Here is a 20,892-nt window from a genome sequence, read left to right as displayed (position 1 = left end):
TTTAGTTTTTATACTGAACGCTTGAACCTGCTAATGCGCCCTCCGGAAAATTAGCCGTTACCTGTTCTGTCTTCCCGGTTTTTAAGTCTTTGAGACTCAAGGTTGCTATTTTCTCTTTTTGTAACGGATCGGCAATAGAGATTAACCGTTTCCCATTTATCATTTTAATCATCAGGGCACAGGCTTTATCTGTCTTAATTTCCATTGATGGCAAAGTCAATCTTCCTGGCTGATAAAAAATGGCTTGTAGGATATTTAATTTTTGATGATAAACGGCTTGTATAGCTGGATTATTCGCTATAATTTTTAGATTGTTGGCCTGAAATTTTTTCATACTAGCTGCGTCCTTAATCCCAGGCAGTACGATATAAGCATAACTGGCATTTTGTGGTTTTGAACCATGATTTAGCCACAATTTAAACACATTACCAGAAAGCTCATCTTTGGGTTGTGAGTTGTTAATATGATACCAGTTTCCTTTTTGTACACCTGTACTTAATGTGATATTACCACCTTGTGGAAAATAATAGCCTACATTGTCGTGCAAAAACCAAGCGCTTAATTTTTCATTATGTTGGATTGTTTTATCTTTTGCTATCGGATTTCTACTTAAAGAACTTTCTACATTTCCCTTTAACCAACACTGATTAATGGTCGTGGTAATACTTTCTGGTTCATTACTTTTAATGTCTGTTCCCAAACACATAATTTCATTATCAAAAAAGAACCAGGATTTTTTCGCTTTAACACTATCATAATCGAGTGCATAGGCACTTGCACCATATACACCATCGCTAACACCACCAGCAAAGTCATTACTACCTTGCTCACCCCAAAATACTGTCATTGGCCTATCGGTTGCGTAATCCCTACTGGTAACCCCTGGTATTTTATCCCACTCCCAAATGGGCATAATATTATAATATTCGGGGCCATTAACCTGGATATTAGTTGCTCCATCAGATAGATATCGCCCTAATAAATTCTCATTATTTCCTGATTCGCATCGCTTGGTACGGTTACTTACCATACGGACATTAAAAGAATACCCAGGTCTTACGTGTAAAGTATAATCGGAATTAAAATATTGGGTATGCACCTTTTTAACGTTGTAAGATGGCCCTTGTTTACCAGTAATTCGTGCAATGGCACCATCCCAATCAACAGTGTTTTTAGGGTCAACCTGTTTTGCAATCAAAATTTGGGGACTTGCTTTTAGTATCTGACCACTTTCTATCTGTTTCTCCAAATTTAACATGTCGAATCTACTTATTCTACGCCCCTCAATGTTAAAATCAGCATATTCCCCACGAATGGCTTTAAGAAAAGTATTTCTATAAAAATTAGATAGAAGGGCAACTTTATCGGCACTTAAGGCATAGGGCGTCTCTTTTACATAGTTTGTCAATTTAAATACGCTATTGATAAATACATCACCATAGCCCGCTATATATAATTGTAATCCATGCTGCATATAAGAATTATCATATTGCAAGCCTTCTTTTTTATAAACTAAACCAACCGGACTAAAAAATTCCTTTAAGGAAAAAGCTAGCAAAGTATCATCTTCTGTTAATACAGCTCTATAAAAATAATGAAGTGCAATATCGGTTTTGTTGGCTCCAGCTTGTTTTTCCGGATTACCCCTTTTCATCCTTTCAACAAGTTTCAGTTTCAGTTCTTTATCTAATTTCTTCTCGCCATATTCCATCATGATGAGCGATTCGCCTAAGGATTGAGGTGTATAAATTTCATTAAACCACCAATTATCACTTTTGGGATCTAAATTATACCAGTATTGCAATGCATTGTTGATGTTTTGAAAGACCTTTGCATCTGCATAAAAACCACTGTTTTTTGTGAGATAGGCTTTAATAAGTGTTTGCAGTTTTATTAAATGTTCTGTGGGTGGCCAAATGGTAATTGATTTACTGGCATAATCCACGCCGGGCCAGGTTCCATCTGGTTTTATGGCAGCTATATTTGCTGTAACTAACTTATTATCAGGCCTATTATTAGTTAAATTTTTAACTATTCTTGAGGTAATTGTTTGGCAAACTTCGGCAGTATTTGATTGAGAGAAAGCAGTTTTAAGTCCCCCTAGAAGGAAAAACATCAGTAATGCAATAGGCAAAAGATTTAGTTGATGATATTTTTTTTTCATTTGGTTTGATGTAAAAAACCTATGTGGTTTCATTTTATAGAGGCTGTATCATAAGTTGTGATTCCATTCGAACTTGTCGCATTGAGCTTGTCGAAATGCTTTGAAGGGCATTTAAACAGGTCCTTCGACAGGCTCAGGATGACAATTCTATATTTATGATACAACCTCATTTCTCTGTTATTGCGCTGTAAGTTGTATTACTTTTTGAGCGCGTAATATTTTACATAATCTATTTTCATGATCGTTTTGCCCTGGCCTTTAGCTCCATAACCACCTGCTGGTATTTTTCCAGTCCAATAATCATCGGCTATTTCTGTACTAAAAATCATATATTCGCCTCTTTGCGAAATAGCTTCATTAAAAGTCCAGGTTAAGTTTCCATCCACATAAAATTTATAATAGTCTGGTGTCCATTCCATCACATAAATATGGTAGTTACCGCTATTACAGCCTAAATCACCTGTTTTAAATGCTTTGGATTTGTGATCGGCTCCGTACCCATCCCAGTGAATCGCATGTTGCACTCTTCCGTCATTTGGTAGCGATTCTACGATATCCATTTCCGTACCCGCCACTTTTGGATTACCAACCGGATTCCCCATTCCACCACAATTCACCCAAAAAGCCGACCATGATGCGGGCTCATTTACGAAAGAGATTTTTGCTTCAAAACGTCCGTATAGATAATCCTTCTTCTTAGTAGCAAGATAGCATGCGTGATGGGTAGTAACACCATTTACGATATCAGTAAACGGTTGAAGAATTAGGTTGCCATTTGCCACAGATATAGTTGCTGCATCATTGATGGCTGAATGTCGTACCTGATTGTTATACATATATTCCCAATTCGCCATATCAAGCTGAGTGCCATTAAAGTCATCAGTCCATGCCAATTGATATTCTGGTTCGGTACTTTTTGATACGGGCTGTTCAACAACTTCGCTGCCTTTTTTACTACATGATGTTGCTAAACTAAAAATACTGAACCCTAGCGCAACCCATATAAAATAAGTTATCTGTTTCATTTATTCCTTTTTAATCAATTTAACTTCGTCTTATTTAGTGTGCAACAACCACTCCGGGAGTTTATTCAAACGCAACTGCAATTGCGCCTCGTATAACGATAAGGGAGATACTTGTTTATCGATGCCTTCTACGGAACTCAACTGATCCTTTTTAAATGTTGTACCGTTTCCGATGAACCCTTCAATTACCGGAACGGGCATTTTCCACCAAAGATAATTGGATGGCCAAAATTCGAAATCTTTTACTGGCTTATTGGTTTGTGTATAGTTCCATATAACCAGCCCTTTCATATGGTTGGGCATGTTTTCTATTGCGCCTCCGCCATGATTCTGCATTAATCCGCCTTTTACATTATCTAAAAGTGTATTTCTCGGCTGGCTTGAATGCGACTCGAAACTAGTAGTTGATGGATAGATACAATGCCAGACCACAGTATTAACCGAGCCATTAGCTACACCAAATGAGTGCCATTGTGAAGCCTCATCTGTTAAGTTTGCCAACAGCACATTTGTAGAATGGTTCGATGTGATGGCTTCGTGACCAGCATTTCCTGTAACCATACAATTCATTACGGTTACATTGGCGCTCTGCCCTACAATGGCAGCAACATTACAATCGGTGAACCGGCAATTCTGCATCCAGGAATTGGTACAGCGGCTAAATATAAGAAGGTTAAAGCCGCTGTCATCCATCCAGGAACGATGATGTATAAATTTTTCTTTCCAGTTGCCAACAAATGCAATGTCTTCGATACCTACTTCCGCTGCATTAGCAAATTTTTCTACCTTCCACTTATACTTTACATCAACTTTATAAGCCAGGGGGGCATGCAATTGGATCTCATCATCTTTTATACTTACCACCTGGTAGTACATACAAACATCCACTCCTTTTTTTACCAGATAAGTCCATGTTATATTTACCTTAGCCGGGCTTAATTCTTCATCAATTAAAGCAGGTGTGTTATCCAATAATTTTAAAGCTATCCAATCGCCTGCTTTTAATTTATTTGTTTCGGTTAGCTTTAATTTGAAATCTCCAACACTGGCACTCTCTTTAATGGTTCCTATTTTGCTATCAGCCCCATTGGCCGTAAATGTAAACATGGGAGGTCCTGTCCACATTTTTTTTGGATCGCCTGGTAACAGTGCCTGCTTCATAAACAGTTCGGTACCACCTGGGCCAGAACCACTCCCTTTAAAGATAATCTTACTTCCTTTTGAAAATATACCTTTGTTGGCAGCAACATCTTCGTTTACCAGGAATCTCCCTTTTGGAAAAAACACAATGCCCGATCCATTATTGTTAGCGGCAGTAATGGCACGCTGTATCGCATCCTTATCAGAAAGTTCGTCATCTGGTTTAGCACCAAAATCGACTACATTAAAAATTTTGTATTTAGTGTCTGAAGGAATCTTCTTTTCACCACAATGATAACCCGCATAAGAAAAATCAGGCAATAAGGATTGGCTTTTGTTTTGTTTATAATTCTGAAATAACTGAGAAGGCTGTATTTTTTGGCAAAAAGCCAGCTTCGTACTCGCCACAAGAATCAAAAGGCAATATGTATATTTTTTCATCATAGAAAAGATCAAAATATTTTTTAGTTATATTTTATAGCCACAAGAGAAATTGGAGAACGGTTTTGTTGAACCGATGTCGTAAAATAGGCTTTTCAAAAACTACCCTGGATTGTCTGTCCAGGGTAATTGTTGCTTATATTGAGATTTTTTACCAACCTGGATTTTGAGGTTTTAGGTTTGGGTTTATTCCCATTTCTTTTAAAGGAATTGGATATAACAGGTGTTTATCTACTGTATTTTTTCCTCCGGTTCCTCCCCAGTTTTGCGCTGCGTAGCCAGTTGTTATCTCGTTACCAACACTATTCAGTGTCTGAACGTATTTATTCCAGCGGATTAAATCCAGACGACGTGTACCTTCAAAGCACAATTCACGAAAACGTTCGTCTTCAATCGCCTGTTGAAATTGTGCCTTTGATAAACCGGCAGGTAAATCTGCCACCACACTTATTGTATTAATATCTAAGCCATAACCTCTTCTTCGTACCTGGTTAACAGCATTGTATGCAGTTGTGGTTGGTCCATTTACCTGGTTTTCAGCTTCAGCCAACATTAACAATACATCTGCAAAACGCAATATAGGCGCATTGATAGCGGTTTGGTTTTTGTCTTTAATTTTAGATTTTTCATATATCCGGCGCCATTTGGCACAATCTCTTCCATAACCCGTTGCGGCGGTTATTGCAGTTTCGGCTCCTGTAGTACCATTATAGGTAAAAGTGGTTAGCGCCCAATCGCGGCGTAAATCACCTACACCGTAAGCTTTGTATAATCTCGCGGTTCCCCTGATAAATCCATAACTGTACCCTATGGTCGCCATAAAAGGTGTTGCAGTCATCGTGATCCCATTTTGACTGCCCAAACCACCAAGCTCATTGTATACTCCTGACCGATCTCCGTTGAACTCAGCCTCCCACATACTTTCTTTTGTATCATATACATCTTGTGCCTCATTGATAAAAATTTGGCTATAGGCAGTGGCTAATGTTTGTTTAACACTTGGGGTGGCGGCGGTATAGGCATTGTATGTCCAGGTTGGATCTGGATTTATACTGGTTTTTAAAGCATGCTCTCCTGAAGATTGTACTTTTTGTGCCCAGCTTAAGGCTTCTGCATATTTACTGTTGTCATTTAGTGGATAGCCGGCCATTTGCAAGCAAACCCTCACCAAAATCCCTTCTACAGCAGTTTTGGATATACGGCCAGAGAACCCAATAGCGGTAGAAGTGCCTACTTTTGTTTCGGCGTCTTTCATATCTTTCAAAACTTGTTCATACACCGCTTTGGCAGGCGAAGGAGATACAAATACATCAGCTGGGTTAGTGGTAGGATCTACTTTAATAGGAACATTACCATAATTTTGCACTAAAATAAAATGGAAATACCCTCTTAAAAATAATGCCTCGCCTAATATAATCTGACGCTTTGCCTCGTCCATTTGAGGTAACTGAATATTTGCAATTAAAGTATTGGCACGATCAATGCCGCGATAACACGTAGCCCATAAATTAGCTACGCTCGCGTCAGCCGCGTCATAACTATTTGTTGCAAGACCAATGGTGTTGTTTCTGGCGTAATATCCCTCATCTGTACATGCGTTGTAAGTCACGTAAAATGCATTTCCATAAATAACGCCTAGTTGATCATAAACACCGGCCAATGCTTGTGTTAATCCAGCTTCATCAGTATAATACTGTTTAATAGATATTTTGTCAATGGGTTCGGTATCTAGAAATTTTTCACACGATACTAACGTAACAGCTATTATCGATAATAAAAAAAGTAACTTTTTCATCTTTATATAGTTTGTTTTTTAATTGTGATGAAGCTAGCATGAGCATATATGTTGCCGTTTGTAAGCATATGCTCATGCTGGTTTCTTTTTTTGATTTTTAAATTATTAAAATGATGCGTTTAATCCGGCAGTTATCACACGGGCTCTTGGATAAGCCGAGTAATCAAACCCTGAGGTTAAGGCAGATCTTTTAGTGTTTACTTCCGGATCTGTACCTGAGTATTTGGTCCAGGTGATCAGGTTTTGTCCTGAAGCATAAAGCCTCAAAGATTTTAACTTTAATCTGCGAATTAATTTATCATCGAAGGTGTATCCCAGAGACACTGTTTTAAGCCTTAAATAGGAACCATCTTCTACATTTGCACTCGTGTAACCACTTGTTGCACCTTGAAATCCTTTAACACGTGGCAAATCAGAATCAGGGTTAGCAAATGTCCATCGATCTGCATAGCTGGCAAATTGATTTAGGTAATTGCCACCTCCTCCTTCAAACTTAATTCTGTTCGCATTCATCAGGTCATTTCCATAAGACCATTGAAAAAAGATATTCAGATCAAATCCCTTGTAATTGAAATTATTAGTGAATCCTCCGGTGTGTTTGGGTAAGCCATGCCCAATTACCGTATAATCTTTAGCAGTAACCACACCATCACCGTTAATATCTTTGTATTTTACATCACCTGGCTGTATCAGACTAGCTGAATTACCATTGGTAACAATCCCTGGCTTTAACACATATTTGCCTGGTGTTGGTTGATCAAACTCAGAGAGTTTATAGGTTCCTTCAGAAATTAAACCGTACATTTCGCCAAGTGGACCGCCTACTTTTGCAATATAACCCGGGATCGTATTAAAGGGGCTATCCCATGAAATATAGCTTGCTAACTCCGTTTGGTTGTCTGACAGGCCCAGTACTTTACCTCTGTTAAATGAGATGTTAATGGACGTATTCCAGTTAAAATCGGGTGTTTTTATATTTACGGTGCTTAAGGTAAGTTCCAATCCTTTATTTTCTACTGAACCTACGTTTTTAAAGGCGGTTGCAAAACCCGATGAAGTAGGAAGATCGGCCCTTAGCAATAAATCATTGGTTGTTTTTTTGTAAACTTCAGCAGTCAGGTTGATACGTTGCTTAAAGAATCCTAAATCAAGTCCCAGGTCGGTTTGCTCAGTAGTTTCCCATTTTAATTTGTCGTTTCCCAGATTAGTTGCAACTATGCCATCTATATACTGGTTATTGAATGCGTAGGCACTCCCTACCGGATTAAAATATTTAGTCAGGTAATCAAAATCACCTACCCTGTTATTTCCGGTTTGGCCATAAGAGAATCTCAATTTACCCTCAGATAATAGGTTGCTGTTTACGAGAAATTTTTCATTTTTAAAATTCCATGCAACAGCAGCTGATGGGAAATAGCCCCAATGGTTCTCTGAAGGAAACTTAGATGATCCATCGGCTCTTATCGAAGCTGTTAAAAGGTATCTGGAATCATAATTATAATTTACCCTTGATAGGAAAGACTCCATGGTCCATAATGACTCAAAAGAATCAATTCTATACGCAATACCCTGGTCTAAACCGTTCGTAATATCCAGGCCTTCAGGTATTTTATTGGCGCCTCTACCTGAAGTTTTGCCGGTTCCTTTCTGTAGCGTGAACCCGCCTAAAATATTTAGATTGTGTTTTTTGTTAAATTGTTTGTTCCAGGTTAGGGTATTTTCACTGACCCAATTGAACGATTTAGGATAATCTATTCTACCATTTTGTCCATTAGTACCGCGACCTGAGCTGGTATTGCTGTTATAAAAAAGTCGGTTTTCTCCTTCATTGCTAACAATTCCACCTGATGCACGAAACTTCAGGCCAGGAATAAGTTCGTAGTCCAAATAAGCGTTAGATATCAAACTGCGCCCGATATTTACGCTATAAGTGTTCTTTAAATTAAGAATAGGATTTGCCCGGTAATCATTGCCAGGGTTAACATCCTCATCAAAAAGAGCATCCAAATCAGGATCTACTCCACCTGCGTCAACCGGCTTATAACCCCAAACAGAGTACATCGTATTCAAAGTAGCACTATAAATAGTTTGCGCCGGGCTGCTACCACTTTGTCGTAAATAACTGTAATTAGTATTAAGGCCTATTTTTATCTTCTTGGTTAATTGGTGATCAATAACTAAACGGCCCTGATATCTGGTGTAGTTTGAAGCAAGCAAAACACCATCCTGATCAACCAGAGAACCTGATAAGGCATATTTAGTTTTTTTTGTTCCTCCCGTTAAGGAGAGATTGTAATTTTGCATGAGTGCAGTACGTAGTACCTTATCTTGCCAATCGATGCCTTTTACCGTTTTATAATCCTCCAATGTTTTGCCAGGACCTGTTAAATAGGTTTCTGTTGGTGTTGGAAATGTTGTTGTAGAAACTGGTGTCGGATCCCATTCCAGTTGGAGTTTCACAAATTCGTAAGGATCCAGTAATGTATATCTTTTTATGTCTTTTTGAATGCCGAATGAACTGCCGAAGCTAAATACCGGAGGCCCTGTTTTTCCTTTTTTGGTGGTAATTACAATTACGCCGTTAGCACCTCTTGCTCCATAAATAGCGGTTGCCGAAGCATCTTTCAAAACATCTATAGATTCAATATCCTGCGGGTTAATCGCATTATTGTTCATATCTTCGATAGGAAATCCATCAATTACATACAATGGAGAATTGGCCTGGGAAATCGAGTTGTTTCCTCGAATTACAATATCTATTCCCGAACCCGGCTGTCCATCTGATGAGGTAACCTGTACACCGGCAATACGACCTGCTAAAGCTTCGTCAAATGAACGAACAGGCGCTTTTTGTAAATCTTTCATTGACACTGAAGATACAGAACCAGTAAGGTCTCCCCTTTTTTGTGTACCATAGCCAATTACAACCATCTCATTCAATGATTTGCTGTCTTCAACAAGACCTAAATTAATAACGCTATTATCACCTACGGTTATTTCTTTGTTTAGGTATCCGATGTAACTAAAAATCAGGGTGCTATTTTCTTGAGAAGGAATATTGATTAAATACTTTCCGTCGCCATTGGTTGTAGCAGCAATTTTGCTTCCTTTAACAAGCACACTTGCACCAACTAAAGGGGTGCCATCACTTTGATTGGTAATCTTACCTTCTACCTTACGCGTTTGTTGGGCAAAAACAGAAAAGACACAGATCATACACATTACAAAGAGGTAAATCTTTCTCATACATTTTAAAAATTAAATTTGGTTATTCTATTAATAATCATTTCGATTACAATAGCCAAATCTGAATATTATTCACAAAAACCAAGGGGTTCTTATTAATGGAAATGAGGGTAAAAACTGGTTATCCGGTCATTTTTCTTAACTTTTAACCTATTCCAGAGGTTCTATACACCATCCTATTTTCTTAATGGCATCGGTCTGCGGGATTAATCCGTCTTAATTGTTTCTTCTGCGTGAGGGTTTTCTCCTTTAAAGTGAAACCAGTTAAAATCGGCATATCCGTTATCGCCTTCTTTTTTTGTACTGAAGTTTAACAGCGCAAAGCGATTGGCTGTCCAGCTATAACCAAGGGCCATGTTAAGTTCATTCCCGAAGGAGATGAATTTCTTTCCATCCAGACTGTATGCAAATGTAGCTTTATAACCGATATGCGTGGCATTAGCTTTTATCCAGATTTTATTGGCCGAGAAATTTTTGATGCTATCGATCACTTTGTTATTGTTCACCATAATCAGTGTCTTTGTATTGCCTTCTTTCCTTACTGCTATATACGCATGGGGCTTTTGATAAATCCCAAAACCTGCAATATTACCATCTTTTAATCCCGATACATCCATTTCTACAATCCCTTCAGAAGCTGGCCCCTGAACACGCTGGGTTAGCGTATTACGCGCCATGGTTATATCATTTGCAAATGAGGCATGCAAGCGCATATGGCCTTTCCGTTCCTTTAGCGACCACTTTGAATGGTCTGGATTATGGTTCCACTGCCATTGCAAGCCCAGTGACTGCAGACTAAATTCATCGGATGTGGCAGGTACTTTTACAGGATAACTTTTACCAACATTAGGTTTTTTATAGGTAGCTACCCTTTACCATTTACACCTAACATCGGCCAGCCATCTGCCCAGGTAACCGGTTCTAAATTTGGAACACGCCCTATTGCCCCGCGGCCCTGCATAATCATAAACCACCAGGAGCCATCTTTGAGCTGCATCATTCCGCCCTGGTGCAAAAAATTTCCGGGATAAAGATTATCGTCACGGAGGACAACTTTTGATTCGTAGGGGCCATAAATACTGTCAGACCGTAAACAGATCTGTCGGCCATTTGTCCCACCGGTTGTGCCTAAAATATAATACTTCCCCTTAACCTTGTACATATGCGATCCCTCCAAATAGGGATAATTACGGTTGTTATAAATTTCCTTTTGTGGTGTTTTTACTGATAAGGCATCAGCATTCAATTCCGTTATAAAGAGTTTTTCCTGCCCATGTGCTACATATACCTTCCCATCATCATCGAAGAACAAACCAGGATCATACATTAATTCAGGAAAAATCGTCCTCTTCCAGGGCCCTTTGATATCTTTTGCAACACACATAGATAACTGCCTTTTGCGCCATTTCTGCTCGGGGTACAAAAGCCAACATAAAACAATCCGTTATGATGCCTGATCGTTGCCGCCCAGGAGCCATTACTGTACATACTTCCCCCTTGAAGGTTATATCGTGGATCTTCATCATATTTATCAACCGCATAACCGGCCATTTCCCAGTTTATCAGATCTTTCGATTTCAGTACAGGGCATCCAGGCACATAATGCATACTGGTTGATACAAAATAAAACTCATCCTCTACCCTGATTACATCGGGATCTGCCCAATCGCCCCACAGCAATGGATTCTTAAATGTACCATCCCCGTTATCGGGTGACCACGTCTCCCCTGCCATGGCCGTCTGTTTACGCCCTTTGTTTGTATTATTGTCAAGCTTGGATTCGCCCTTTTGTAACTGCGCCCCAGCGTTAAATGCAATAAACAAAAAGAAGATTGCTACAATTTGTTTCATAAGTTTGTACCTTGTTTAATTTTGTTATGGTTAATCGGCCTTCTCCCATGTTGGCCAGTCTTTTGCAAAGTGAAAAAGGCCTAATTTTGATCATTACAGATTTAATATTCTACATGATGGTCATTCTTAATTGATTTACCCGCCCAGGCTTTTTTCGCTGTCCAATCGGCAGCGGGCGCTGTCCAAAAAGGGTTATCCGCAGACAGGCCTAATGGCAAAAACCCAAGTGCAGCCATATATAAGCTTCCCGTTGTGGTATAATAATCGGCAATTTCTGGTTGATGGCCGCAAAAGCCCAACTGCAACCATCCGTTTTTATCAAAAATATCTTTGAAGCTGAACATATTTTTTGCCACACTGGTTATAGCGCAACGCACCTGCCCAGGTGTTATCCCTTCAGGCAGTTTTTCCATTAAGGCCACCTGTGCCAGTCCCTGGAGTGCTCCTGTACGGTAAGTTATAGATCTGCCAATTGGCGGAAATGTTCCTTCAGGAGAAATCATTCTTTCCAGTTGTCCGGCATAACGCTGCATTCTTTTCACGGCCAGATCATAAGATGCAACTGTAGCTAATTTATGCTCCGACAAAATTTTCAATGTATCAACCAGCATCGAGTGGATTACATAAGAATTATAATAATCAAACGAAAACATTGGTCCATCGCTATACCAGCCATCACCAACGTACCAGCCCTGTATTTTCTTTACCGCACCAAATATCCGCTCTTCATCATACTGCTCCCCGATGGACATTAAAAAGGTTTCGGTAATTGCCCCAAAAAGCTGCCAGTTCGTATTAAATGGTTTACGTACCCTGAGGGCCTTAAACTCTGCTATTATTCGCTGCCTGGTCAGATCATCAAGCGGTTCCCATAAAGCTTTTGGCGCACGGATAAAGGCTTGGGCAAGGTAAGCAGAATCAACAATGGGCTGATAGTCTACCCTAAACTGTAAGCAATCCGGACTTGAAGGATCTACGGCATTCTTAAGTCCTGTAAGTGCCAGTCCCCTTAATTTTTTTCTTAATTCGCCCTCATCGGTAGCATCATCGGGCAAGGCTAGCCAGGCTGCAATTCCTGCATAGGTGCGGCCTACAATTTCTACGTAGATTGTAGAAACAGGCTTGGTATAATCAGACGACTTTTCTAGCGGCATATTCTTTTTTAGTGTGCCATCTGCCAGGTTAGAAAGTACTGGATAAACCATTTTATACATTAATTTAATCCAGTAGGCCCTGTCCTTATCACCCGATACCGGCAAATTATTTCTTTCATGTTCTTGTGCTGAACCACTGGCCAATACACGCCCTGGAATACCGATGGTTAAAGCTCCACCAAAAAAAAGATTCTTTAATGCCTGTCTTCTGTTGCCCATAATTTTAAATATTGTTTTTAATGAATTGTAATTTATTATAGATACCACTTTTTATACCTAGCCAAAGCTTCTAAAAAGTAATAATCGGCATATGTCAAAGGCACGTCGACCTCCGATTTTACAGGAAATGAGCCCGTGCTGTGCATCAATAAAAAGCCGCCATTTTCGCCCAATCTGGCCCGATAAGTATCCGAGGAAAGTGAACGGAGCATTTTTTCTGCTGCAGCAACATAGGTTTTCTGCTCAGCCTTGCCCGAATACTGTGCAAGTTCAAGCAGGGCTGATGCCATCAAGGCCCCAGATGAGGCATCACGCGGAACATTTGGTATACCAGGTGCATTAAAATCCCAGTATGGAATCATATCCTCAGGCATATTCGGATGGCTTAGTATAAATTTGGCAATGTTTTTAGCCTGGTTGAGGTAATGCTTATCTTTGGTAAAGCGGTACATCATGGTATAACCGTACAGGCCCCATCCCTGTCCGCGGCTCCATGCTGAAGAATCTGACGCACCCTGTGCGGTTACCTTCTTTAGCACCTTGCCAGTCTTCAAATCATAATCTATTACATGATAGGAGCTGTAATCAGGCCTGAAGTGATTCGTAAGGGTGGTATTGGCATGTGTAACGGCAATTTCCTTATACCTTGGATCACCTCCGTGATCGCTTACCCAGGAAAGCAGTTCTAGGTTCATCATATTATCGATAATGACCGGACATGCTAAGCTTTCATCCGAATCCCATGACTGAATTGCTTTAATTGATGGTCTGTAACGCGTAGCCAATGATGCAGCAGATGTGTCGAGTGTATTTTTATATGCTGGGTTTTTCAATATGCGATAGGCATTGCCGAAGCTACAGAACATCATAAACCCTAAGTCATGATTGCCCGTAAAATGTTTTTCTTTTTCTAATATCGCTAACCTGTTTTTAGCCTCACTTAGTATACCTGTGTCTTTTGTATATTCATAAATATATAATAGGGTTCCGGAAAAAAACCCACTGCACCACCACTTGGTGCTACTGGTTACCAATTTGTTTTTCTTTGGGTCATAATACCTCGGCATTACATTTGTCGGAACAGTTTTGGCCAGTACCTTATATTGCTTTGCGGCAAAACTAAATTGCTCATCTATCAACTGCTTCATTCCATCTCTGGTATTTCGGCCGGGTTGTGCTTTCGCCAGAAAGCTGCTTGTGCCTGTCATAAAAAAGGCACTTAAAATTAAAATCTTACCTGTAATTAATTTAGATTTCATTGAGTTATTCTTTTCATTATTCGTGGTAGAAACGTTTTTAAAACTTACTATTGCCATTATATGTTATCCAATTTTCTCTTTATAGTAGTTATGTATCAGCATAGCAATAAATCGCGCTTGCAGTCTTTACTTATGAATGTAGAAACCCCAAGACAACCAATATCTTTTGTGAGCTATATCGCAGTTTAAATGCGCTGATTAAAAAATTGGCAATCGGTTCTCTCGTGTGTTAGCTTGTAAGACTGTTTGACCATCTGGTCATTATCTACCTGAACCCTAAATGAACATGTGCAAAAACCTTAAATTTTAAGGTTTTTTTAACACTTTTAGGCGTTTTTTAGTGTAGAAGCCTAAAAGGCGACCATTAATTGTAACAAAATGCGTTACATAAAAAAGTTAAAATGAATGTAACTGTTTTACAGGCTTGTTCTTAAAATGAGCAGACCTTTTAAAAAGAATGCTTCCCTAACATTAAAAAATAACCGCATAAAAAAGAGAGTGCTTTTTGGGCACTCTCTTTTCATACATCAATAACAATTGTATTTCAGCCTGTTAATATAATCCAAGTTCAGCTATAGCTGCATATTGAGTTCCATCCCAAGAGGTATTGGCCACAATTTTAAGATATTTAAAAGTCAATGACGATCCAAAAGCAAAATATTGTTTACTATTTGTTTTAATGGTTGTAAAACTTCCCCTCGAGGTGAAGTTCACACCATCGGTACTGGTTAATATTTCGAAATTTTTAATCGCTCTGCTCGATCCCGAGGGGTGTTGTATAGCTACACCTGTTGCGGTTTTATTGCTACCCAGATTTATGCTGATATAGTGGGGGAAAGTTCCTGTAGGTGAGGATGTCCATCTGCTGTGCCAAACCGTCGACGAATTATTGTCAAGTATATTTGCAGCGTAGCCATTTGTACCACTGGTTTCCTGGGTACTGAATCCATCAATCGTCCATCCTGTTTTGCTAAGTTCGGGGCGATAACCGAAGTTCACTACAGGTATACCACCCTGGAAAGTATAATAATAGATATGTTCGGTAATGGTACCATTGGTATGCACAAATTTTACCTTTAGCTCATAAGGTATCCCATCAGTCTTTACCCAAAAATCCGATATGGGCATTACAACACTGAAACTGTCTGTGCCGATCTTTGAACTGGCCCAGGTAATCGCATTATAGTCCTTGTTAACTCCAGTACCCTCGTTGTTTACATTGGGATCGTTATAATACAGGATCTTGTCTACCGTACCTGTAGAAGTAAATTTTCCAGAGCAGAGAATCGCACCTTGCGCTGCAGAGTAGCTGGCATAAATTTTGGGTATTGTGGTACTTACGCTACCATAATAAGTGGAATTATTATCGTTGAATACTTCGTTGTTATTAAAAATGGCGGCGTCTACTGCAGAAATATAGGTTGGTGTTTTACCTAAGGTATAGTTGCCATACCCCATCAATGATGTACCCAAGCTGCTTTTTTGAGATACCGATTCCCTGTTATGGGAAGAATTGAGTGCATGCGCCAGTTCATGTGCCGTTCCACCGATCCACATTGTAAACGGGTCAGTTCCAATATTGGCAATGTTCAGACCTGCATAATCCAAGGCATAGCAGTATTTTCCAACCCCATAAAATGGATTTCCTCCAGCAGGCTCTCCATTTGCATTTGTTGAGAAAGGTGGTAACAGTATAAGCACATGCTGGCTTTGTTTTAGGCCCGGATTGGTTGCATAGAAATTATTCACTTCTGTAACTCCAGTACCAGCATTGAAATTTATTTTAGATTGTGCACTTCTGATTACACTGATTTGGACCAATTGAGTAACCGAATCTTTAACAAGGCCAAAGGTTTTTGGCCCATATCCATTTCTATCCAATTCCTGAGCATAGTAATTCTGGATCCATGTTAGCACCCCATCAATTCTTGATCTAAAATTTGCAACAGTGTCAAGATCCGTCGGAATCAGATAGGCAACAGTAAGATTGCGGGTGTGTGATAACACTGGATTCGCTACGGTCATCTGTGGTTTAGACTTGTAGGTGTTTCCCGTTTCTGCAACAGGTATCTCTGTTCTTTTACATGAGGACGTAAAGAGGACTGCAGTTGCCGCAAGGGCAATCAATAATTGTTTTTTTTTCATTTTATTTATGGTTTAGGTTGAATGCTACTGTCATCTATTATAACTTAATTACTTTTACAACCTTTCTTTGTGTGCCCTGTTTTATTTCTATCAAATACATCCCTGGAACAAGTTCATCTCCAAAATTTAGCTGGTCATGAGCATCTGTTTTAGCTTCTTTAACCAATTGTTGGGCTATATTAAATATTCTATAATATACTATTTCTTTACTAGGGCTTTCTACATGCACTTTAAATGCACTGGTACTCGGATTTGGCCAGGCCTTAACTTTTAATGTTTCGGAAGGCAAAATGACGGTATTTATATCCTCGTTTGAGAATACTTCTTCCGTGTTTTGTATGTTGTTGTTTGGCTCCTGATTCAATAAGAGTTCCGGTCTGTTGCTTGCAGCTTCTCGCGAATTAAAGCTTACATTGTTGGCCGAGCTTGTGGTTCCCTGATTGATTAACCTGAAAGAAATGATTTTGTTGTTCGCTGCCAATTGGCTGTTGATGTAGGCAGTTACGTCTAGGTCGTACCATCGACCATTTAAATTACTGACGGTATAATTCCCGATCAATGTGCCGGCCTCAGCTGGTTGGTTATTCCAAGTAATTGTACTTTCAGTCCAGGTTGTATTGGAAAGTCCATATACAGATACTACCCTGGTTGGATCTGCGCCAACACTGGAAACATAAACCCGCAATTTCGCACTTTCGACGCTGGATTGTGTAAACGAAGTATAATCAAATCGCAAATACGACTGCCTAAAAAATGATGATCCATCTTTTTTCACTTCCAAAGTTGTTGCCGCCCCATATTTTGTATTTGCCAATGAACCATCTCGTACAAATGCGTCCGCTACCGGATTAACAACTAAAGCTTGTGGAGTATTTATGGTAATATTAACCGCACCCGATACAGTTATCCCTCCACTGTTGTCGGTCGCTTTTGCGGTAAGCGCATAAGTTCCTGCAGCAGGGTTATTCCAGGTGAAGCTATAAGGTGCAGTGGTTGACTGGCCTAATAAAGTGCTGCCCTGATAAAACTCTACTTTAGCAACCGTACCATCCGCATCCGTAGCGCTAGCATTAATAGTAACATTCGTACCTGCTGTGTATACATTATTGTTTGCCGGTGAACTGATGGCTACCGTTGGCAAGGTATTGATAGTAACCTTAACGGTGTCTGACATTATTGTTCCTCCGTTATTATCCGTTGCTTTAGCGATAAGGCTGTAATTTCCTGCTGTAGGATTATTCCAGTTAAAGCTGTAAGGCGCTGTGGTAGACTGACCTAATAAAGTGCTGCCCTGATAAAACTCTACTTTRCTAATTGTTCCGTCCGCATCCGTAGCGCTGGCATTAATAGTAACATTTGCACCTGCTGTAAATACAGTATTGTTTGCTGGTGAACTGATGGCTACCGTTGGCAAGGTATTGATAGTAACCTTAACGGTGTCTGACATTGTTGTTCCTCCGTTATTATCCGTTGCTTTAGCGATAAGGCTGTAATTTCCTGCTGTAGGATTATTCCAGTTAAAGCTGTAAGGCGCTGTGGTTGACTGACCTAAAAGTGTGCTGCCCTGATAAAATTCTACCTTAGCAACCGTTCCATCGGTATCAGCAGCATTGGCATCAATAACAACATTGGTACCAGCCGTTAACACCGTATTGTTTGCCGGTGAACTGATGGCCACGGTTGGCAAGGTATTGATGATTACCTTCACCGTGTCTGATACCTTTATTCCTCCGTTATTATCGGTTGCTTTAGCGGTTAGGTTGTAATTTCCTACAGCTGGAGTAGTCCAGGTGAAGCTATAAGGTGCAGTGGTTGACTGACCTAAAAGTGTGCTGCCCTGATAAAATTCTACCTTAGCAACCGTTCCATCGGTATCGGCAGCATTGGCATTAATAGCAACATCGCTACCAACTGTAACTACTGCATTGCTAACAGGCGAAGTAATCGATACCGTTGGCAACGAGTTGGCAACGTCTACAGCCGGATAAACCAGTTTTCTTGAACCATCATATCCGATAGCATAAACACTTGTAGAACCGGCACCATATTGAACCGTTGTGGTTGCGTTTGCAGTTGTGCCATCGCCTGCGGCATAAATAGCCACATCGGTAAGTGCCTTTTGGTTATAGGTCTCAAAAGCTACTGCACCAGTCCATTTCGTATTGTCGATCGTTAACGTACCTGCATTAACGGTTACACCGACCGTTGCAACTGCGGTTGCCGCCAATGGGATACGGTTTTTATAGGTATCTACAGTATTTGCCGAAATGTAATTCAATACCGGGGATACCGGTTTTGGATATTTGGCTTTCATTGCAGTACTTAAAGCATCTATCTGCGCCTGGGTAATTGTTAAACGGCGTATTGTGCCATAATCGCTAATATCCGCATCAATTGGCAGCAGATAACCTCCTTTTATGAAAAAATCAGTCAGGTCTTCATGAACGGCATCGCTGGCAGCGGTTACAAAATTAATGATCAATTGTCCGTCATTTACACCAACCTGACTGGTTGTACGCATTTTCTCCAGCACATCACCATACCAGAAAGCCACATCTGGTAGCCCAGCCGGAGCTGCTGTACCAGATAATCGCTGCTGCATGGTAGGCAGGTCTTTACACGCCCCGGCAGCCTGATAATACAGTTCCAATTGCCAGAAAGGCACTAGCGGAATATAGGCATCTATTGCATTCCCAGGTGTCTGGATGTGTTTTTTCTGTATTAAACTATAATCTAATAACAGACTGAATCTACCACCGATTACACTTGGACCTCCTACCTTAGTTTTCTCGGCCTGTTTTTCCATCTTTGAAGAATTCGGATACCTGCTGCCATAGATATACATGATCCAGGCCGAATTGATGTTATTGGTTACCTCGGTCATGCCGATCCATTTGGCTCCGGGCCTCACCTGGTTATTGTGGCCATATTCATGGGCTACTCCCCATGGATCGTAAAGAACACCTGCAGCACTGTACAGATTGGATCCACTACCTCCCGCGCCTATAAGATAGTTCACGCCATCACTGCTTGCATTGGGATTTCCATCCTCAGATACAGACCTCAGGAACATGTGGTTTTTAGGTACTCTGTTATATTTGGTCAGGCCGTTTAAAATATATTCTTTATGCACAATAGTGTCGTAGGCAGCAACCAGCTCTTTTCCGCCGTTCGGTGAACCGTTTAGGAGTATATATTTATGTAAGTTTAAATTTGTATAGGTTCCTTTGATGTCCAAAGTTGGATAAACACCGTTCAGCAACATTTTTGTCCATTCATCATTGGTGTCGGTTAAAGGATTGAAATATCCGTTAACCTGGCCAGTGGCTATGTTAACCCGCACAGGCTGCAGATTGGCATTATCGCTAAAATAGCTGATGTAGGCCAAGCCATTATGTGCCACATTGATAATGTTTACCCCCTTCTGCAAAGGATAACTATCGGTAGTGGCACTGTTATTAAGCGCAAAGTCCTTAATGAGCAATTTTGGGTTTACACCATAGGTATCGCCAACAAAAACAACCGCTTTGGTATTGGCCTTAAAGGCAATCCCTGTCGGGTTTTCAACCTTGTTCAAACCATTTGTCTTTAATATGCCCTCAACTGTACCGGTATTTGGATAAAAATCATAGGTCTGTACGCGGTATTTCCTGTTGTAGGTATTGTTGAAAATACACTGCGCCATGGATTTAAAAAACGGAGAAGCAATGGCATCGATATCGGTCTGTGTGATTTCGGGTTTTAACGTAGTATACAGATCATCCGCAAAAACATTACTGGACACCGGTCTGGCAGCGCGGTGAAACTCCATTTCAGCGCAGTTAACTACATTGTTTACACCAGAAAATATTTTAAATACAATTTTCGTGACGTTTTGCAGGTTGGCCGGAAATGTAAATGTAGAAGGGGTATTAACAAGGCCGGCATCAAAATCCATCAGCTTGGTCAAAGTAGCCTGCGTTGCACTGGTGTACCAGATCTCCCCTTTTCCAATGTTACCGTTTACTCCGCCATCTGTTCTGGGAAAATATTTTATGTAATCCATGCTGTTATTTCCCCCAAAGTCAAAATTCATCAATACCGGTTTGACCTGGCTGACGCCTTCGGTATAAGCAGAAAAATAAAACGAACTTAAACTGCCATCTATAGAGTAGCCGATAAGGCGCTGCTGCTCATTCGCAACCGTCCCGTTTACAGCAGTCGGCTGTATCTTTGCGTCTGCAAATAAATCCAGGTCTGCAGTTGGGTGCTCACAGTCTGTAGAAACCAGCGTTCCCGTTTCTGCAGAGCTAAAATTGATTTCGGCACAACTTGAAAAATTGCCTCCTGCCGCCCTGATTACAAAGCGGACGATATAGGGTTTTACAATCGGGCTGGCTGTCATGTCGATCGTTTTTACCGCATTGGTCTGGGCCCAGCTAATATTGCTCAGCTTGCTTACAAAAACCGAAGG

The 20,892-nt window shown here is 40.3% G+C and carries 11 protein-coding genes and 1 pseudogene; all 12 read right to left on the bottom strand.

Annotated elements, in window-relative coordinates; all coding sequences use genetic code 11:
* Position 1 precedes the first annotated feature (1 nt).
* Positions 2 to 2,164 carry a chondroitinase-AC gene (gene cslA, locus AC1DNH_RS15725; protein WP_477579442.1) on the bottom strand — a complete coding sequence of 721 codons (2,163 nt, stop codon included), beginning with the start codon at positions 2,162 to 2,164 and terminating at the stop codon, positions 2 to 4.
* A 197-nt stretch (positions 2,165 to 2,361) separates the two neighbouring features.
* Positions 2,362 to 3,189, bottom strand: coding sequence for a glycoside hydrolase family 16 protein (locus AC1DNH_RS15720; RefSeq protein WP_477579444.1), 828 nt, complete (start codon positions 3,187 to 3,189; stop codon positions 2,362 to 2,364).
* Positions 3,190 to 3,219: 30 nt separating this feature from the next.
* Positions 3,220 to 4,770, bottom strand: a complete 1,551-nt coding sequence (locus tag AC1DNH_RS15715) for a DUF4955 domain-containing protein (protein ID WP_477625501.1) — start codon at positions 4,768 to 4,770, stop codon at positions 3,220 to 3,222.
* 151 nt (positions 4,771 to 4,921) lie between these two features.
* Positions 4,922 to 6,565: a RagB/SusD family nutrient uptake outer membrane protein gene (locus AC1DNH_RS15710; RefSeq protein ID WP_477579447.1), complete on the bottom strand. Its 1,644-nt coding sequence runs from the start codon at positions 6,563 to 6,565 to the stop codon at positions 4,922 to 4,924.
* 105 nt (positions 6,566 to 6,670) lie between these two features.
* Positions 6,671 to 9,811, bottom strand: a complete 3,141-nt coding sequence (locus AC1DNH_RS15705; RefSeq protein ID WP_477625500.1) for a SusC/RagA family TonB-linked outer membrane protein — start codon at positions 9,809 to 9,811, stop codon at positions 6,671 to 6,673.
* A gap of 206 nt (positions 9,812 to 10,017) precedes the next feature.
* Positions 10,018 to 10,608 (bottom strand): annotated as a pseudogene (locus AC1DNH_RS15700) (beta-xylosidase family glycoside hydrolase); the annotation flags it as partial.
* A 68-nt stretch (positions 10,609 to 10,676) separates the two neighbouring features.
* Entirely contained in the window at positions 10,677 to 11,195 is a 519-nt protein-coding gene (locus tag AC1DNH_RS15695; RefSeq protein ID WP_477582864.1) for a family 43 glycosylhydrolase, read from the bottom strand.
* Positions 11,138 to 11,662: a family 43 glycosylhydrolase gene (locus AC1DNH_RS15690; RefSeq protein WP_477582862.1), complete on the bottom strand. Its 525-nt coding sequence runs from the start codon at positions 11,660 to 11,662 to the stop codon at positions 11,138 to 11,140. The genes AC1DNH_RS15695 and AC1DNH_RS15690 overlap by 58 nt, the downstream gene beginning before the upstream one ends.
* Before the next feature lie 101 nt (positions 11,663 to 11,763).
* Positions 11,764 to 13,035, bottom strand: coding sequence for a DUF2264 domain-containing protein (locus AC1DNH_RS15685; RefSeq protein WP_477582860.1), 1,272 nt, complete (start codon positions 13,033 to 13,035; stop codon positions 11,764 to 11,766).
* Between the two features lie 35 nt (positions 13,036 to 13,070).
* On the bottom strand, positions 13,071 to 14,294 hold the full coding sequence (locus AC1DNH_RS15680; RefSeq protein WP_477582858.1) for a glycoside hydrolase family 88 protein: 1,224 nt from the start codon (positions 14,292 to 14,294) through the stop codon (positions 13,071 to 13,073).
* A 552-nt stretch (positions 14,295 to 14,846) separates the two neighbouring features.
* Entirely contained in the window at positions 14,847 to 16,439 is a 1,593-nt protein-coding gene (locus AC1DNH_RS15675; protein WP_477625499.1) for a discoidin domain-containing protein, read from the bottom strand.
* A 37-nt stretch (positions 16,440 to 16,476) separates the two neighbouring features.
* Positions 16,477 to 20,892: Ig-like domain-containing protein (locus AC1DNH_RS15670; protein WP_477609951.1), on the bottom strand; the 4,416-nt coding region annotated here is incomplete at its 5' end.

It is taken from the genome of Pedobacter sp. 01N310 (assembly GCF_056399805.1).
The sequence above is the reverse complement of the archived record's forward strand: the minus strand, read 5'-3'. Positions and strand labels throughout refer to the sequence as shown.

Excerpts from the sequence above, each read along its gene's own strand:
- cslA (WP_477579442.1), bottom strand. The coding sequence starts at position 2,164 with ATGAAAAAAAAATATCATCAACTAAATCTTTTGCCTATTGCATTACTG.
- AC1DNH_RS15720 (WP_477579444.1), bottom strand. The coding sequence starts at position 3,189 with ATGAAACAGATAACTTATTTTATATGGGTTGCGCTAGGGTTCAGTATT.
- AC1DNH_RS15715 (WP_477625501.1), bottom strand. The coding sequence starts at position 4,770 with ATGAAAAAATATACATATTGCCTTTTGATTCTTGTGGCGAGTACGAAG.
- AC1DNH_RS15710 (WP_477579447.1), bottom strand. The coding sequence starts at position 6,565 with ATGAAAAAGTTACTTTTTTTATTATCGATAATAGCTGTTACGTTAGTA.
- AC1DNH_RS15705 (WP_477625500.1), bottom strand. The coding sequence starts at position 9,811 with ATGAGAAAGATTTACCTCTTTGTAATGTGTATGATCTGTGTCTTTTCT.
- AC1DNH_RS15695 (WP_477582864.1), bottom strand. The coding sequence starts at position 11,195 with ATGTGTGTTGCAAAAGATATCAAAGGGCCCTGGAAGAGGACGATTTTT.
- AC1DNH_RS15690 (WP_477582862.1), bottom strand. The coding sequence starts at position 11,662 with ATGAAACAAATTGTAGCAATCTTCTTTTTGTTTATTGCATTTAACGCT.
- AC1DNH_RS15685 (WP_477582860.1), bottom strand. The coding sequence starts at position 13,035 with ATGGGCAACAGAAGACAGGCATTAAAGAATCTTTTTTTTGGTGGAGCT.
- AC1DNH_RS15680 (WP_477582858.1), bottom strand. The coding sequence starts at position 14,294 with ATGAAATCTAAATTAATTACAGGTAAGATTTTAATTTTAAGTGCCTTT.
- AC1DNH_RS15675 (WP_477625499.1), bottom strand. The coding sequence starts at position 16,439 with ATGAAAAAAAAACAATTATTGATTGCCCTTGCGGCAACTGCAGTCCTC.